The sequence below is a fragment of the Sebaldella sp. S0638 genome (assembly GCF_024158605.1).
Taxonomy (GTDB): domain Bacteria; phylum Fusobacteriota; class Fusobacteriia; order Fusobacteriales; family Leptotrichiaceae; genus Sebaldella.
Genome location: NZ_JAMZGM010000004.1, coordinates 76,951 through 95,307, shown reverse-complemented (window position 1 = coordinate 95,307; position 18,357 = coordinate 76,951). Strand labels below are relative to the sequence as shown.

The 18,357-nt window shown below is 37.8% G+C and carries 7 protein-coding genes; 5 read left to right on the top strand and 2 right to left on the bottom strand.

The genetic code is table 11. The features are described 5' to 3' along the window. Positions 1 to 93 precede the first annotated feature (93 nt). The gene (locus NK213_RS02490; RefSeq protein ID WP_253346369.1) at positions 94 to 11,295 is read right to left on the bottom strand and encodes a hypothetical protein; all 11,202 of its coding nucleotides are present in this window, start codon (positions 11,293 to 11,295) and stop codon (positions 94 to 96) included. A 135-nt stretch (positions 11,296 to 11,430) separates the two neighbouring features. Continuing rightward, positions 11,431 to 11,841, bottom strand: a complete 411-nt coding sequence (locus NK213_RS02485) for an autotransporter-associated N-terminal domain-containing protein (RefSeq protein ID WP_253346368.1) — start codon at positions 11,839 to 11,841, stop codon at positions 11,431 to 11,433. 731 nt (positions 11,842 to 12,572) lie between these two features. Here NK213_RS02485 and NK213_RS02480 point away from each other — a divergent pair. The 5 genes from NK213_RS02480 (at position 12,573) to NK213_RS02460 (ending at position 18,347) form a co-directional block, all read left to right on the top strand. Further along, positions 12,573 to 13,442: a DMT family transporter gene (locus tag NK213_RS02480; protein ID WP_253346367.1), complete on the top strand. Its 870-nt coding sequence runs from the start codon at positions 12,573 to 12,575 to the stop codon at positions 13,440 to 13,442. Beyond that, the gene (locus NK213_RS02475; protein WP_253346366.1) at positions 13,439 to 14,680 is read left to right on the top strand and encodes a sugar ABC transporter substrate-binding protein; all 1,242 of its coding nucleotides are present in this window, start codon (positions 13,439 to 13,441) and stop codon (positions 14,678 to 14,680) included. Before NK213_RS02480 ends, NK213_RS02475 begins: the two co-directional genes overlap by 4 nt. Before the next feature lie 12 nt (positions 14,681 to 14,692). After that, positions 14,693 to 15,652 (top strand): carbohydrate ABC transporter permease, encoded by a 960-nt coding sequence (locus tag NK213_RS02470; RefSeq protein WP_253346365.1) that lies wholly within the window; start codon positions 14,693 to 14,695, stop codon positions 15,650 to 15,652. Positions 15,653 to 15,724: 72 nt separating this feature from the next. Continuing rightward, positions 15,725 to 16,564: a carbohydrate ABC transporter permease gene (locus tag NK213_RS02465; protein WP_253346364.1), complete on the top strand. Its 840-nt coding sequence runs from the start codon at positions 15,725 to 15,727 to the stop codon at positions 16,562 to 16,564. Between the two features lie 88 nt (positions 16,565 to 16,652). After that, entirely contained in the window at positions 16,653 to 18,347 is a 1,695-nt protein-coding gene (locus tag NK213_RS02460) for an amylo-alpha-1,6-glucosidase (RefSeq protein ID WP_253346363.1), read from the top strand. Positions 18,348 to 18,357: the final 10 nt, after the last annotated feature.

Here is an 18,357-nt window from a genome sequence, read left to right as displayed (position 1 = left end):
AAAGTCCGTTTATATAACTAATGAAAACATTTCTTTATTATTAATAACCTGATATTCTGAATAAATAAATCAGATGCATTTATTTTATCCAGACTAGAATTTCCATGAGAAATCTATCTGATATTTTGTTCCGTCTACGCTTCCTTCTTCTCTTTCCACTCTTACTCCTGTTTTGAACCCGTATGTAGTCTCAAATCCCAGTCCCAGATTAGCTTTTACTATATTATCAATTTTTTCCGGTTTTTCTAGTCTGTAATATCCTGCCGGAGTATCAGCTATTTTTACACGGTTTCCGTCATCATATATATCCTGTGTCTCATATTCATATGCAGCCCCTGCGGTTACCATGAATTTATTTCCCTTTACTGTTGTGTATGCCAGTTCTCCTTCCACTCCCACACCAGGTCTTAATGAGAAATAATCTTCCGATTTTACATCAAGATATATTCCGTCTCCGTCTTCTTTGAATCCTTCATATACTCCGTAACCCATATTCAGACTTCCAAAAATATCTACTTTAAATGTTTTTGATATTATAGGCAGTTCATAGTTAATTCTGTTCTTTATCTGTGCAGTTCCTGAAAAATAATCCCCGGTATTCTTATATGTTCCCGTATTCAGGTGAATTTTTCTTTCCATATCATGATAGTTTACACCAAGTTCTCCTCTTGTCATAAACTTAAATCTGCTGTTCTGTGCGAGATACTGCTCATATCCTATACCTGCTTTCAGGCTTGTTACATCTTCTTTTGAATCCTGATCAAAGTCAAATTTACTCTGCAGTATTCCCAGCGAGTAATTAAAGTTTGTACCATATTTCAATGTTTCTTTTTCTTTCAGATACATTATTCCAAGTGACTGATAATCATATTCTTCCACTCCCGGATTTTTATCCGATATATTTCCTCCTGAATATATAGCAGACACTTTTGTTATATCCTTAGTTGTATTTTCCTCGCTCTTAAGCTGTTTGTACGCAGTATCAAATACTCCGTCCACATCCATCATTCTCTGCTGGATATTGGCATATACATTACCTCTCAGCTGCATATCAAATGTTTCTGCCAGCTCATCTTTGTTCATTATAGTATCAATGCCGTCAAACATCTGAAGTTCTTTCCCTATCTGTCTTTCATAAATATAGTCAAGCCCTCTTCCGAATTCCATTGCTCCGGTATTTGACAGAAGTTCTACATAAGGTATCTTTGTCAGTCTTAATACATGACGTGTGTTATCTTCATCATACCATTTATCTGCAAGCCATGTTACTGATTGCGACACTATTGACAGATCTCCTGCTGTAGTCCCGAAGTCCATTATCTGAACATTATGGACAAGTTTTGAATTACCCTGTGTTGCTCCCGGACTTAATATAATGTTACCTGTTCCTGTAATTCCGTCAAGAATTTTCCATGAACCCATTCCGTCATCTGTGTCTACAGTGTTCAGAATTACATTTGTTCCTGCCGGTATATTCAAAGGCCCGTTAATAACTATATTCCCTATATTTGTTATAGGTACGCCGTGTATCTGTACATTAGGCCCTTCGAATACTATGTTTCCTATATTAGTAAAATCTGTTGCCCCTATTTTCTTAACCTGATCTTCTGTTGCTCCTATTCCGTTTATAATAAGTGTTCCTGTAAGTGTATTTACGAACTGAGACCCAGTTCCCAAATATACTCCCTGCCCTGTAGTATCCATTATCATTGTACCGCTGTTTTCAAAGTATGAACTATCCTCAAGATAAACTCCCATAGAAGTACCCTGTATTTTCATAATTCCTGAATTATACACGCTTGATCTCTTTGAAGCAGCTATTCCATATGCTCCGGCTCCGCTTACATTTATCGTTCCTATGTTATATGCTTCGGCTTCTTCATTTATCTGTATACCATAAGCATTTTTACCGGTTACGTTTATCGTTCCTTCATTATAGACTTTTCCTGTATTAGCGCCTTTTTTACCGGCGAACATTCCTACACCATATTCATTGCCTACATTTATAGTTCCTCTGTTGATCACAGTACCTGTTTCTGTTGCCATTCCCACCGCGAATTCTCTCGGATCACTCATAACATCTGATTTCCCTACATTTATTATACCTGTACTGCTGTTTACAGCGCTTCCTGCTGTAGCATATATACCTATACTTTTGTCTGTAAGATTCAGAGTGGAATTATTTATTATATTTCCTCCGGCACCATATGTAAACATGTATATAGAGCTTTCCCCGGCAGTTATAGTACCATCATTGGTAATAGTTCCGTTTTCCCCGAAAATACCCACAGATGACCATCCTGTATTAATGCTGCTTGTATTTCTTATATCACTGGTACCTGTTGCATATATTCCCACTGCTGTTTCTTCTGTTAACCCGGTTTTTATTGTATCTCCTGTTATTATAGTACCGGCATTCTCTATTATACTATCTCTTCCGTATATCCCCACACCTGCAAGTGACATTGTTACAGTTCCCGCATTTTTTACTCTGGAACTTTCACCGTACATTCCTATTGCATTTGTAGCTGTACTTGTTATATTTGCATAGTTGTCCACACCGGAAATTCCGTCTGTAACATTTTTTCCGTACATTCCTATTGCAGCTTTTCCTATGTTTATATTCGCATAATTCAGTATATTATTTGCTGTTTCCCCGTACATACCCACTGCTGTACTTGTACTTGCGGAGTCACCTATTAATATCTGATTATTATTCTGTATGTTATCGGTACTGCTTCCGTACATTCCTATATTTCCTGTTCCTCCTGTGAAGTCTATTACCCCTCTGTTATCTGCTGTTCCTCCGGCTCCTTTATTTATCATACCTATAGTTTCATTTACACCTGGTGCTGATATTATGGAAATTCCGCTATTCAGGGTAATTATTCCGCCTTCACCGGAAATTCCTCCGGCACTGTGGTCATTTAGGAATATATTATAATATATATTATAGTTTGAGTTATCTTTTACGTACACTCCTGTAGAAGCATTTCCTACATTTATACTGTTTATATTATTTACGCTTCCTGAAGAACCTATGATAATTCCTACACTGTTATTATTACCTACATTTACGATTTTCCCGCCTGTAAGATTAACTATTCCTCCGTCAGCTGCGAATCCTTTTCTTTCGTCATTTCCTACGAATACATCTCCTGCATTATTATAATTAATAGTTCCTCCGACACCTGCCATTGCTATAGTCGACTTATCCGCCAGTATATTCAGACCGTTAGTATTTATCACTCCGCCGTTTCCTGCAAAGTGAGCTATACCGCTGTCGCCTGTTTCTACTGTACCTGTATTAGTCACAATTGCCCCGTTATCGGCAAATATTCCCACTGCTGTTCCCAAACCTGTGCTTGCTCCTACTTTTATATAAGCATTTGTGGTAAAATTGCTGTTATCAGTATAAATTCCCGTTGAATTATCACTAAGAATTATATTTCCTGCCACTGTTCCGGATACAATTGTGTCTTTCATATATATACCTTTATTTTCTCCGCCGGTTCCCTGTATATCCACAGTTCCTGTGAAGTCAAGCCGCAAGTCCCCTGTAGAGCCTATTTTCTTATCAAAGGCAATTCCTGTTGCTCCTTCACCTATTTTTATCAATGAAGATCCTGTATCTATTTTCACCACAGAATCCGGTGCATTATTATCCAGAAGGGCATACACACCTACTCCGTTTTTCCCTACTTCTATAGAACTTCCGTTTTTCAGTGTTGCTGTGGAATCTTTTGTAAATATTCCCACTGAATTTTCACCTGTTAGTCCTATTATTCCTTCATTTGTTATCTTTACACCGTCTGACCCTGAAAGCGCCAAAGCCTGATCTATTACAGACCACAGCTTGCCTGTGGAAAGATTTACCACTGTGGCTCCGTTTATTCCCTGAAGTCCCGTAGTACCTACTTCTACATTAACTCCATTAGTGACACTTCCTGTTGCTCCTTCTACAATTATATTAGTCAGACCGTTTATTACAAGGCTTCCCGAAGTATTAAAAGTACCTTCCTTAATATATGCAAGTATTCCGCTGTTATTGGTATTTATCGTTCCTGCAGTAAGACTTGATGTGGCATTATTTTCAATATAGAATCCTATGTTATTTACTCCTGTTGCTCCCCCTATATTTATAGTTCCAGTAAAATCAAGATTGCTGTATTCACTCAGGTAAATTCCTATTCCGTATTTTCCGCTTGGGTTCACTGCAAGAAGATCCATAGTCCCTGTATATTTTACTGCTGCACCTGTAATTCCCGTTTTAGCAAGATAAATCCCTACTCCTTCTTCACCAGTAATTTTTATATTTGTATTCAGGTCTTTAGCTAAGCTGTTTACAGAGCTGTCCACATATATCCCTATTGTTCTGTGATCATTTAATCCGTCATTAAATGTAGTTCCTCCCACAGTCATAGTTCCCGCATAATCTATGTAGCTTTTCAGATACATTCCTATTCCGCCGTCTACATTAAATGTATAATTATCTGTACCTGTTATATTTGCGTTAGTGTCTATATATGCCCCGATTCTTTCCTTATAATCAACAAGACTTCCTGTTTCTTCCTCTATAGACCCTAGTTTGCTTATCGTCACAATATCAGCAGGCCCTGCTCCTTTGGCGTAAAGTCCCACAGCAGTTTCACCGTTCAGAAAAATCGTACCGTTATTTATTATACTTCCTCTTCCAGAACCGTAAATTCCTATCCCGCTCTTACCTACTACCTGATCGGCATTATTTATAAGATTGGTATTATTGCTCAAAATATTTACAAAATTTTCTTTTTGTCCTGTATTTATATTTTTTACAGTGATATTATTTACTCTGTTTCCAAGTCCTGTACTTTCTTCATAATATACCCCTACTCCTTTGTCTGTAGCAGAAGTATAGTCCATGTTCAGTACTTTTACTCCAGAACCTGTATCTATTGCCGTATCTGTATCGGCATATATTCCAATTCCTTCATTACCCAATACAAATTTTGAATTCGCATCATAATTTTTTATATCCAGATTTCCATTAACAGAATAAACAGCTATTCCGCCGTTCCCCACTGTTATATCACCTTTCAGAAGTTCTGCGGATGATTTATTGGATGCGCTTGGCACTATACTTGTGAGCAGCAGCCCGAATGCTTTATTTCCTGTTAATGAAATATCAGAATCTTTAAGTGTAACTTTTGTTCCGTCCAGTGCAAGCACACCTGTAAGACCATTTGCAGTTCCTGTTATCTTTGATGAACTTCCTGTTACTGTATCTGTATCCAGTATTATAGTGGAATCTGCACCGGGTGCAGTTGTTCTTTTCCCTATTATTCCTGTTCCGCTTAAAATATTTATATTACCCTGATGTTCTATCTTACTGTCTTCAGAATAAATCCCCACATATTCAGAAGTTATATCTCCTTTATTCAGAACTTCCCCGTCTTTTGAAGACACAGCTATACTTCCCGCTATAATTACCCCGGGTATAGGTTCTGTTGATGCAAGATTAGATTTTATAAGTCCTGTATATGCTGCTGTTTTATCATTTATAAATTTCCCGTTTTCTACATATACACCGACTGCATCTATCCCTGATACCAGACTAACTCCTGATTCCACTGTACCTTTGTTTACTCCCAAAGGAACATTTGTCACAGCTGTATCGCCTTTTATCAAAAGTCCTATGGAACTGTCGGCTTTTGCATATATTTCACCTTTTTTCAAAGGATCATATTCATTTGTAAATATACTGTCCTGTGTAGCAAATGCTGTAGAATTAGTGAGATAAACCCCGTAAGAACTTTTTCCGTTAGCAGTAATAGTCCCCGTACTTGACAATACTGAATCTATTACATATGCCCCCAGACTTTCATCGCTTCCCAGAGTTATATTTCCTGTACTTTTTACAGAATCTGTATTATTTATACCTGTTATAAATAATCCTATTACTGATTTCCCTGCTCCTGTACCGGTATCTGTGATATTCAGACCGTGTCCAAGTGTACCGAGAGTACCCACTGTTGTCGGTTTTGAATAGTAAACTCCTATTGGTCTGATGGCATTTCCGGATGAATCATTTCCCGTTACACTATTTAATGTTATATCTCCGCTTTTTGCCACAGAGCCGTCTTTCAGGAATATTCCTATAGATTTTACAGCCTGCGTTCCTGCCATACTTGATCTTAAATTATATGTACCTTTATATCCTGTGAGTTCATTTGTTCCGTCAGAATAAATTCCTATTCCGTCTTCATCCACATTAAATGTATTCCCAGCTGCTGTAGTTGTACTTATTTTGATTCCGCTTCCCTTAGCATACACACCTATAGGTGTATTTACCGGAGTGGCTCCTTTAGTAACAGGTTTTACATTTATTATTCCGCCTGCATCAAGATTTATTACTCCGCTTGAGTCTGTTCTACCGGAAATTTCATTAATAGTAGCAAAAATACCAAGATTATTTTCACCTTCCACATTTATGGTACCTGTATTAGTGATCTTGAATTTATCCCCGCCTGTAAGAGCCGGAACACCAGATGCTGCATCAGTAAAGTAGATACCTATATTTTGATTTCCTGTTCCTGTATCTTTATTATTTATAGTTCCTGCATTTGTAAATTCAGAACGCACACCATAAACACCTATATTATTAGCTCCTACGTTTATGACAGCATTTGTATTATTCAAGTTATTCTGTACACTGTTTATTTCTTCTCCGCCGTTTAGATACATCCCTATTTTCAGATCTTCATAAGGATTTACAGAAGCTGTTTTTACAGTATTTCCCAGTGTAATTACAGCATTATTTATCCCTCTTGCTCCCGGAGCCTTTGTTGTAGGACTTCCCGGATCATAAGGATCTTCTGGTACGCCGCTGATAATATTTCTTGTATATCCTCCCACATACACACCTATTGATTTTTTACCGTTAACTGCCAGTACCTGTGAAGAGGCTGTCCCAAAGTTCAGCGTACCGCTCCATCTCACATAAGCCCCTATTGTTTCATCACCGTCAACTTTTATTTTATCTGAAGCAGTGGTAACATTGGAATTTTTTGTGTATATTCCCACAGATTTATTCTGAAGAGCTATTTCTCCTGTATTGGTTATATTCAGGTATTCTCCGTATATCCCCTTATCTCCTTCACCTACGAGTATATTCCCATTATTTATAACTGCCGGCATATGCTGGACTGCACCCACTTTTTTTCCTGTACCGTAAATTCCTGTTACTGAACTTCCGTCATCTGCACCAAAACCGTCTGTTCCTACTTTTATATTTATATTATTAGTAAGTGTCTCACCATTTAAACCTGTGAAATATACTGCTGTTCCTTTTTGTACAGAAGGATTGGAAAGTTTTATCTCCAGAGTTTTTCCTGCACCTCCATATGGATTAATCACAGTATTCCCTTCAAATAAAAGTCCTACTCCGTTATCTCCTACAGTTATTGAAGTATTTCCCACAGCAAGATCGGAATTCTTCCCGTAAACTCCTTTTCCGTCTTTTCCTACTATTATGTTATTAGTGTCTTTCAAAGTTATTGTTCCTGTATTTACATATATTCCTGTTGTTTCATCTCCTGTAACTTCTATTTTTCCCTCGTTTGTCACTAATACTTTTGCTTTATTCGGCGATGCCACATTATTATCAGCATAAATACCCATACTCTTATTTCCTGTCACTTCAAGATCTCCTGAGTTCGTTATATTTACTGCTGTTAACGCACCATTTACTTTAAACCCGAAAGTATCATCCGGCTCAGCTCCTATTTTTTTCTTTTCAGAAAGTCCTATTATACCGATATTTTCCTGAGTCAAAGCTGTTCCTACAGATATCAGCCCGCCTGCTTTATTTTCTGTTCTGCTTCCGTTCACCCCGTATACTCCCACTCCATTTTCAGTGAGAATTTTTCCTCCGCTGTTTAACACTGTATGTCCGTAGTTTACGAACGTCCCCAGCCCGTTCGTCCCTTTTACATCAATAGTTCCGGCTATTGTATATCCGGTTTCGTTATTACTTGCAGCTTTGGCATTTGAAGTAATCAGCATTCCCTTTCCTGCATTAGAACTTATAGTTTTTCCCGCATTAAGAGTAAATGCCACTCTTTCCATCGTTATGTCATTAAACTGGTCTCCCGAAACTGATCCCGAAGAAACACTGTCTCTGTTAACATCTGAATTTATGATAAAATTTCCGCCGTCAAGTGATGATTTTACCCAATAACCTCCGCCGTTTGTTATAGTCGCTCCTCCGACCCTTGCCTGAAGCGAAGCCATGAGAGATGTATTATCTCCGTTCCATGTAGTTATCGCTTCACCTGCATTATATTCAAAGACCCCGAGATTTACCCCATGCCCCATTATATTTATCTTAACATTTGACATTCCGCCGTATCTTGCAGTTGTACTCGCAGCATTGGAATAATCCGAAGGCTTTCCGTAGAAAACTACACCTTTTGTATAGTTTATCGTTGTAGTCCCTGTAAAATTAATATTGGAAAGCGGTGAAAGCGTAGGATTAGTCCCTATTTCCCCTGCAAAGAATGCCAGCGAATCATCATGATTATGGTTTATTGTTCCCCCTGCAAAGTTTATCTTTCCTCCGTTTTTAGCAACCAAAGCCCCGTCAGAACTTGAAGTAATCGTACTTCCAGCTCCGGTAATTGCTATTTTTGATGCTGCTCCGTCTGCATAAGCACCAAGTCCGTTTATATTTATTTTCCCGTTCACTGTTACGCTGCTTCCGTCTCCTGTACTTATAACTATTTCCGTAGCCCCGGATTTATTCGCACTAAGTGAAATTACACCTTTGTTATTATTCCCGTTTACAGCTGTTATATCTCCGGTTACTGTTACATTTGTCTGGGGCTTTCCTCCTGTACCTGCCCCGCTTGTCTGAAGTACCGTCGGATTCCAGAATCTTCTTCCGTCAGCATAAGACCCTATAGAATCAGGCCCGTATAATGTTATTGACTGTGTTGTTATTTTTGCCCCGTCTTTTGCATATAAAGGAATCGCACTTTTACTTCCCATTACAACAGGTTTTTGCAAATGAATCTCCGAACCGTAATTCGCCACATATTTTTGTCCCGGAGTACCGTCTGTTACTACCAGACCCGATCCTACTGCTCCGTTATTAGGATTTATTACAGCAGGTCTTGGATTATACCAGACACCTTCAGCATAAGCTATTATACTTCCTGTTGCCCTGTCTGCATCAGGTGTTCCTGCCGCCACACCATCTGTAATATTCCCGGCCGGATTTATTCTGACCACACTTCCGTTTCTTGATACTACTGCTATGTTGTCTTTTGAATATTTACCAAATATTACAGAATAATCTGAAATCGTCAGATCTTTTATTCTGTGTGCCACTGTATTCAAGTCGGTATATCCCAGCTGTGTTCCTGCTGTTATACCTCCGCCCTGTGTATTTGTGGAAGCATGTGTAATAAGATTTACCGTAGCGGGAAAATACCCGTTTGCCACAGTTAAATCAGTTCTTTGTCCTGAAGTAACGTATAAAGCTACGTTTCCTGTGGTACTATTTTTATCTCCGTCAGTATTACCTATATCACTTTGTGTTGTTGTACCGCCTTTTCCAAGAGTTTCCCCTATTCTAAAATCCAGCGGAAGTTTCCCCTGATATATCCCGTTATAGTCCGGTCTCGAATTATGCTGTGTAAAATATACACCTACGTTACCGTCCCCTCTCATATTTACAGTTCCGAGATCTATTTCAGGTGTTTCTGATGCTCCTACACCAGCATAGCCGTAAGCTGCCCTGTCAGGAGTATATTTATTTATCCATGCCCCGACATTTCCTGAACCGTTAAAATTAAAAGTCCCCTTATTCCCTGAACCGTCTCTGTTATAATATCTGATTCTTCCCATTAACGGCGTATAAACATAAAGTCCTCCGGGATTAGTCACTGCATTATATCCGTTCCATCTTCTTGAAGCTGCAGCCTGAACGAAAAATACCGTATTTACTTTTGTATCTATATCCAGATCAGTTTTACCAAAAATTCCCTTTGCTCCGATTCCGTTATCCTTTTCAGGAAGTCCCCAGTTCGGCTGCTGTGAATTTAATTCAGGTGTTGACCAATATCCTATATCTGAAACCGGCACATTTGTAAACAGAGTATTTTCATTTCCTACTATATTTATTGTAACATTGTTAAACTCAAGTGAAGTAAGATAGTGATTTCCGTAATGCACTATGTTCTGATTAATTGTAGTTCTTCCACGCAGAGTTATGCTGGAATTATTAAACTGCACATCTCCGTCATTTCTCATCAAAAGCACTCCTGCTTCAGCTGTTTTAGCAGCTTCTCCCGGAAGTGCAGGTGTTCCCGGAGCTCCGTCAGGGCCGCCGAGTATAAAGTCTATATTACTTATTGTAGTCAAAGCATTTCCTGCTCTTTTATGCACTGTCATCAGCCATCTGTTTTTCTGATTAATACTGTTTGTTACCACTGCTCCTGCTGCATATCCCGTTCTGTTGGCGCTGCCTGCTATATCCTGACCGTAACCAGGTGCAGCACTCCAGTATTTTGGATCATATGTTGTTACTGCCTCTCCGATTCTTACATTAGTATAGCCGCTTGTCCCCGTTACGCCGTCATCTGTTCTGTATGCATATATAGTACCTCTTCCGCCGCCTCCGCCGGAAAGACTCAATTCCGAAAACAATGGAAAAGCCGGGTCAGTAAGTCTTCTCAGTTGACCGCTCGCAAGGTTTGCAGTAGTCCCCAGTGTGTAATCCGCTGTTGTATAAGCTACTAAAACTCCATTCTGAAAAGTATTGACCCCTCTTATAGTTTCCCCGTGACCAGTAATCCAGCTTCCCCCCGGAGCAATATAGTTACTGAAATTCGGTGCCTGTACTGTCTTCGGAGACGGTATCACTATCACCGGAGGTTCTATCTTTGGCGGTGTCTGCGGGTCTACCGATATTACAGGCGGATTTACGTCTATTTTCGGCGGCACTATTACATCCATTTTTACTTCGCCCGGTGCTGTTACATTTATATTTATATTAGGATCTACACCGCTTACCGTCACACTTTTAGGCGATGTTACATTTGCTATAGCTCCCAAAAGCGGCGGATTTACTCCTACAAACCCTATATTTACCTGGTCTATACTTATACTCCCTATTAATGTAGGTTCATTTACATTAATACTTATAGGATTATAAGACGGAGCACTTATCCCTCCCAGTGACGGGAGATTCACATTCGGTACCGGTATGTTCGGCTGCTGTTTCGGAGTTACGGTAGCCATTATGGAAAACATATATGTATTATCATAAATAGCCGTATTCCCATCCCACGCATTCTGGGAAAAATTCGACCAGCTGTAACCGTGTTTACTTGTATGAGACTCAGTTATCCATCCTGTAGTACCTCTTTTCCCTATGTAATTTCCCTGCTATCCGCCAAGAACATTCCTCATTCTGTCCTGTTCTGTATCTGTTCTTGTTCCGTATTTCCAGACCTTATCCTTTTTATCCATGTCCTTAAAGCTGAAAAATGAAGAAAATATATAGCTGTCCCATGGAGATTTTATTACCTGATCCCCTTCCTTTTCAAGCCTTTCCAGTTCCAGTCTGCTGTCTTTCAGTTTCTTTTTGTTTTCCTGCCTCAGCTCTTTGATACGCTTATTCAGATTTTCGCTTACCTTCACGAAATTCGCATCCTCAGGTAATTCAGCCTGATCAGCACTCAAAAATCCCCCAGTTAACAAAAAGGTCAAAGCCAGCGCTTTTGAATATTTTACCTTTTTGTTATGCTTGAGGCATGATTTTAACCTTTTTTCTACCTGTCCTAACACATTCTTCATATGTCACCTTCCTTACTGCATTTTTACATAATAATTTTTAAGTTATACAAATACCAGATAACCTCTTCCCCGGTTACCGCCCTCTTTTATTATTTATCAATTAAAAAATTAATTGCCTTGTTGGATTTTAAAATGACAGGTATTGACGTGATATTTTCAGATGGTTATATCGAATTGATCGAATTTTCGTTCTAATTTTGAAAAGATAAAAAATATATGGTATAAAACCTGTTCTTACACTCTTTCAGAACAGCTGATTCTATAATATAAAATGATTTTTTTAGTTTCCCGTAAAATTGATTTTTAGAAAAGAATATAGAATATTTCTAAATTGACAGATGTAAATTCCCAAAGATTGTTTTTCCTCATGTCCTGTTTTTACTGTGTTTCAAATGCTTTATTTATACCAATAATTTTTTAAAAAATATCTTTCGTCACCCACTTTAATTTTACCGTGAAATTAAATAAATGTCAAGCGAAGCTAAAATTCATCTGTCAAAAAAATTTACATCATGTTTTTATACTTTTTCACCTTATTCAAATTCTTTAAAATAAGTGCTTCCATCAATCTAAAAAATATTTTTTAGTAAAACTGTATTGACTTTTACTAAAATGATGTTATCATATTAATAGAAATATTTGAAATAACACTATTTTCATTGATATTATCGAAAAAATTATTTTACTAAAAGGAGGGTAAAAACATAAAAAAAAATTATTTTGCCGATCTTATGCTGCTTCTTGTTGCAGTAATCTGGGGAACAGGCTTCACAGCTTCTAAAATAGCTGTAGAAAGCGGTGTACGACCGTTTTGGATGATGGCACTCAGATTTGGCATTGCGGGTATGGCATTATTATTCTTAATAATTTACCATAAATCAAAAATCACCAAAAAAGAAATAGCAGCCGGAATTGTTACGGGAATATTCTTATACGCGGCTTTTGCCACACAAACAATAGGAATCCAGTATACCACATCTGCCAAGAATGCATTTCTTACAGGAACAAATGTAATTTTCGTACCATATTTATGCTGGATTATCTTTAAGAAAAAGCCTGATAAATTTGCACTGTTTTCCACACTGCTGGCATTTTTGGGCATATGCCTTCTGTCTGTGGATATGAACGAACTGGGGAGCTTTTCCATGAATAAGGGAGATATCTATACTCTCTTTTGTGCTTTGTTTTTTGCTCTTCATATTATTGCACTTGATTATTTTGCCAAAATCCATGACACCTTAGTTCTTGCTTTTTTACAAATAGTCTTTGCATGTTTGTTTTCAATAATTTCTGCGGTAATCGCTGGACAGGTTAACTTCGGAATAAGTACGCAAGGTATGCTTGCCACTTTATATCTTGGTGTATTCAGTACATTTCTGGCTTTCACTATACAGACTGCCGCGCAGAAATATACCAGCTCCACTAAAACAGTGGTAATTTTATCCACAGAAACAGTTTTTGGCGCATTATTTTCAATACTTATTTTAAATGAACAGTTTACTTCAAAATTACTTATCGGATGTCTGCTTATATTTGCAGCAATAATAATTTCCGAAACAAAATTGAATTTTTTATATAAATTTAGGAGGAATGTAATATGAAAAAAATATTTATAGTTAACCTGCTGCTGTTGCTTTTACTTGTTTCATGCGGCGGAGGGAATAAAAAAAAGGAAGCGGCTGACGGTACCATAACACTTAGATTCGCTACATGGGATACTGGTGAAGCACTGAATATCCAAAAAGAAATAGCAAAAAAGTTTGAGGAGAAAAATCCTAAAATAAAGGTTCAGGTAGAAGCTTACGGTGACGGATTTGACCAGAAACTGGTCGCTGCCTTTGGTGCTAAAGATGCCCCTGACGTAATGTACATGTGGGACTTTCCTACTTACGGCTCATCACTTGAAGACCTAAACACATATATTGAAAAAGATAATTCAATTGATATGAAAGATTTTTATGAAGGACTTATGAACTATGTACAGCTTGAAGGAAAAACATACGGAATCCCTGCCGGATTTACTACACACGTAATTTATTACAATAAAAAACTTTTTGATGCGGCAAATGTTCCTTACCCTACAGAAGAATGGACATGGGAAGAATTCGCAGACAAAGCTCAGAAATTAAGCAAACCTGATGAAAAAATATATGGTTTTGGTGTTCTGGCTAAACCGGATCCTTATGATTTTGAGCAGTTTCTATGGAGTTTCGGGAGTTCATATATAAGTCCTGACGGTAAAACACTTAAAGGATATATGGATTCTCCTGAAAGTGCTGCTGCTGCACAGCTTTTTGCAGACCTTGTTAAAAATAAAGCGGGAGTGCTTGTAGGAAGTAAAGATCAGCAGTCTGGCGACGATATTTTCAAAGCTCAGAAAATAGCTATGTGGGAAAGCGGTATATGGCCTATGAACGGATTTAAGTCAGCAGATATAGACTTTGGTGTTGCTCTTTTACCAAGAAAAGGTACTAATCCGCCTAAAAGTGTTATGAGTGTGTCTGCTGTATCTATGTGGAAAGGATCAAAACATAAAGATGCCGCATGGGAATTCATAAAATTTTATAACAGTGAAGAAGCTGCAAAGCTAAGAGTAGCTGATCTTCCTGTAAGAAAATCCCTTGTTGAAAAATTCGGAATTCTTGATGATCCAATGATGGCTCCTTTTTATAAAATGCTGGAAACATCTGATAATACTCCTGCTTTCTTACTGAACAAAAACTGGAAAGAAGTTCAGAGAAACCTTGCCATGGCACTTGAAAATATTCTTATAGGCAATACAGACGCCAAAACAGGTCTTGCTGATGTGGTTAATAAATCAGAACATTTACTAAATTAAAAGGAGTTTTGTATGAATATAGCAATTTCTAAAAAAACAAAAAAACTTAACCTTACTCCGTATTTGTTTATATCACCATGGATTATAGGATTTTTGCTTTTTACCCTCGGGCCGTTGATTTTTTCACTGGTTATCAGCTTCTTTAACTGGCCTATTGTGGGAGATGCCGAATTCGTAGGTATAAAAAATTATCAGACTATGCTTACCAAAGACCCGCAGTTCTGGGCATCACTGAGAATAACATTCAAATTTTCCTTTTTGTTTGTTCCCCTGAATATTATTACTGCACTTATTCTCGCAGTTCTTTTGAATCAGAATGTAAAGGGCAGTGGAATATTCAAGACTATATTTTATCTTCCCTCTGTAATATCAGGTGTTGCGCTTGCCATGATATGGTCATGGGTTTACAGCGGGGAATACGGAATTTTGAACTACTTCCTTTCACTTATACATATCCAGGGGCCTAACTGGCTTCTGGACTCCAAATGGGCTGTCATATCAATGGTACTTGCAAGCCTTTGGGGACAGGGAACTATGATGCTTATATTCCTTACAGGACTTAAGAATATACCCAAAGAGTTATACGAAGCAGCAGAGGTGGACGGAGCGAATCCGGTTCAGAAGTTTTTTAAGATTACTCTGCCTATGTTAAGCCCTACTATATTATTTAATGTTATTACAAGTATTATAAATGCGTTCCAGCAGCTTACACTTGCCCTTCTGCTTACAGGAGGAGGTCCTGCGGGAGCCACATATTTTTACGCTATGTATGTTTATGATAATGCTTTCAAATACTTTAAAATGGGATATTCTTCAGCTAATGCATGGTTTATGTTTATCATTATCCTTCTGCTGACACTGCTTGTTTTCAAATCCTCATCAATGTGGGTTTACTACGAGGGTGAGGTATCCAAAAATAAAAAAACAAAGAAAAAATTCGGGTTTCTGAAAAAATCTGTTCAGAAAGCCTGATATGAAACACTGCCTGTATATTCGGCAGAATAGTTTCACACAACTATAAATAATATTGAAAGGCCGAAATTTATGAAAAATATGAAAACAAATAAATTATTAAAAAATCTCCTTATTTATATATTGCTGATTTTTTGTTCACTGTTATTTCTGGCACCGTTTTACTGGATGTTCAGTACATCTGTAAAGCCCAGCAATGAAGTTTTTCTTTTTCCGCCAAAATGGATACCCTCACAGTTCAAATTTGAAAATTTTGGAAATGCGTGGCAGTTACAGCCATTTGGCATGTTTTTGAAAAATTCGCTTATTGTAGTGGGTATGACCACTGTGGCACAGGTTTTTTCATCTTCACTGATTGCTTACGGCTTTGCAAGATTTAATTTTAAAGGGAAAAATTTTCTTTTTATAATTGTACTTGCTACAATGATGATCCCATGGGACGTTACCATGATTCCCCTTTATATGGAGTTTAACTTATTCGGGTGGATTAATACCTTAAAACCTCTTATCGTACCGTCATTCTTCGGATCAGGATTCTTTATCTTTATGCTGAGGCAGTTTTTGCTGGGAATTCCGAAAGAACTTGATGAAGCAGCCAGAATAGACGGGGCAAACGCATTCCAGATTTACTGGAGAATATATCTTCCGCTTATGAAACCGGCTTTGATTCTGGTCGCTATATTTAATATTCTGAATACATGGAATGACTATCTCGGGCCGCTTGTATTCCTGAATGACCAGAGCAAATATACACTTACACTGGGACTTGCCCAGTTCAAAGGGGTGTTTGGCGTGGATACCACAGCTATTATGGCTATTACTACTCTTATATGTATTCCTCCTGTGCTGATTTTCTTTATAGCTCAGAAACATATTGTAGAAGGAGTAAGTTCCACAGGGTTAAAAGGTTAATAAGATTTTTGAATAAAAATAATAAAAGACTATGTTCCGGCAGTAAAATGAATACAAGACTGCCGGACTGAAAATCGAAAGGAAAAAAATGAAAATAAATATAGAAGATATATCATTCAGCAGATACGGTTCTTTTCTTTCGGTGAGTTATTATAAAGAAGAAAAAGAACTGGGAAAAGGACTTTATATCAGAAATATACGCGGCGGCGACGAAGACTTCGGAAACTTTCTTCTGGCAGAAATGCTCGTAGATGGTATTCCTGTGGATTATGAAATAGATATGGAGCCTGAAAGACTTAAGCTTACTGGTAAAAACGGAGTAATCGAACTGATTGTTTCCGAAAAAAACGAAATAAGAATAAGAGGAAAAAAATGTTCCCTTAGACTTACACTAAATAACCAGTCTTACGACCATATTATTTCACATGAAAACAACAATTGGGAATTCAACAGTTATTCAAAGCATATAAAGTCTATGTTTATCCCGCTTACCGGAGAAACTGCTATCACTGCCCCGTGGAATGAAGAAAGAAGCGAAAAGGTACAGGCTGAAATATACGGTGAGAGCTTTGAATGTGTTCTTCATTTTTATAAAAGTGTTTATCTTCCAAAAGAAGAATATGAGGACTTTGACTTATGTCTTGAAAAAATAAAAAATGAATTTTCCATATGGCTGAAAAGCTTTCCTGCTCCTGCTCAGTATAAAAGAGAAAATGACCTTGCAGCTTATGTTCTTTGGAATAATACTGTATACAGCGAAGGTGTCCTTACACATGATGCTGTATATATGTCCAAAAATTGGATGACTAATATATGGAGCTGGGATAACTGCTTTGTGGCGATGTCTCTTATAGAAAATCATCCTGAGCTGGCATGGGCTCAATTAGAGTCATTTTATTCAGTACAGGATGAAAGCGGGCTTTTTCCAGATTATATAAATGACAGATATGCTTCATTCAGCTGCTGTAAGCCGCCGATACACGGATGGGCTATAAAATATATGTATGATAAAAACCCTGAGTTTTTCAGTGATAAACTGGAAATGATCTATAATATGATTTCCAGATGGACAGATTTTTGGTTCACATACAGAACTTATAAAAATGATCCTGTTCCGAAATACTACCACGGAAATGATTCAGGCTGGGATAACAGCACCGTTTTTCATGACGGAGGTCCGCTTGAAAGTCCTGATCTTATCAGCTTTTTGATAACACAGATGAATTATCTTTCAGAGCTTGCAGAAAAGCTTTCTCTTAATGATAAAAAAGAATTTTGGAATAATAAAAGCAATGAGTTCCTGAATATTCTTATTAATGAATTCTGGACAGGCGAAAAATTTATCTCCAAAAAAGCCGAAGGAAGTAAAAAAATTCCTGTAGCAAACGGGGATTCGCTTATTTCATATATTCCCCTTATTCTGGGGAAACTTCTTCCGTCAAATATTTCAGATAAAATGACTGCCGCTTTAAAAGAAGATGGAAGATTTCTTACTGATTACGGACTGGCTACAGAAAGCCTGAAAAGTCCTTTTTATAATCCTGACGGTTACTGGAGGGGGCCTGTCTGGGCACCCGTTATGATGATTATGATAGATGCTCTGCATCATACAGGTGATACAGAATTCGCAGAAAATCTTTCGGCTAAATATCTGAATTTAGTACATACAGGCGGACTGGCCGAGAATTTTGATGCCAAAACCGGCAAAGGTTTGCGTGACAAGGGATTTGCATGGACATCAGCAGTATTTTTAATACTGAATAACAATTCTTACTCCCTGTAAACAAGAAAGG

Bases quoted from the DNA above. Each gene is read 5' to 3' on its own strand.
- NK213_RS02475 (WP_253346366.1), top strand. From the start codon at position 13,439: ATGAAAAAAATATTTATAGTTAACCTGCTGCTGTTGCTTTTACTTGTT.
- NK213_RS02490 (WP_253346369.1), bottom strand. From the start codon at position 11,295: ATGTTTTCCATAATGGCTACCGTAACTCCGAAACAGCAGCCGAACATA.
- NK213_RS02480 (WP_253346367.1), top strand. From the start codon at position 12,573: ATGCTGCTTCTTGTTGCAGTAATCTGGGGAACAGGCTTCACAGCTTCT.
- NK213_RS02470 (WP_253346365.1), top strand. From the start codon at position 14,693: ATGAATATAGCAATTTCTAAAAAAACAAAAAAACTTAACCTTACTCCG.
- NK213_RS02460 (WP_253346363.1), top strand. From the start codon at position 16,653: ATGAAAATAAATATAGAAGATATATCATTCAGCAGATACGGTTCTTTT.
- NK213_RS02465 (WP_253346364.1), top strand. From the start codon at position 15,725: ATGAAAAATATGAAAACAAATAAATTATTAAAAAATCTCCTTATTTAT.
- NK213_RS02485 (WP_253346368.1), bottom strand. From the start codon at position 11,841: ATGAAGAATGTGTTAGGACAGGTAGAAAAAAGGTTAAAATCATGCCTC.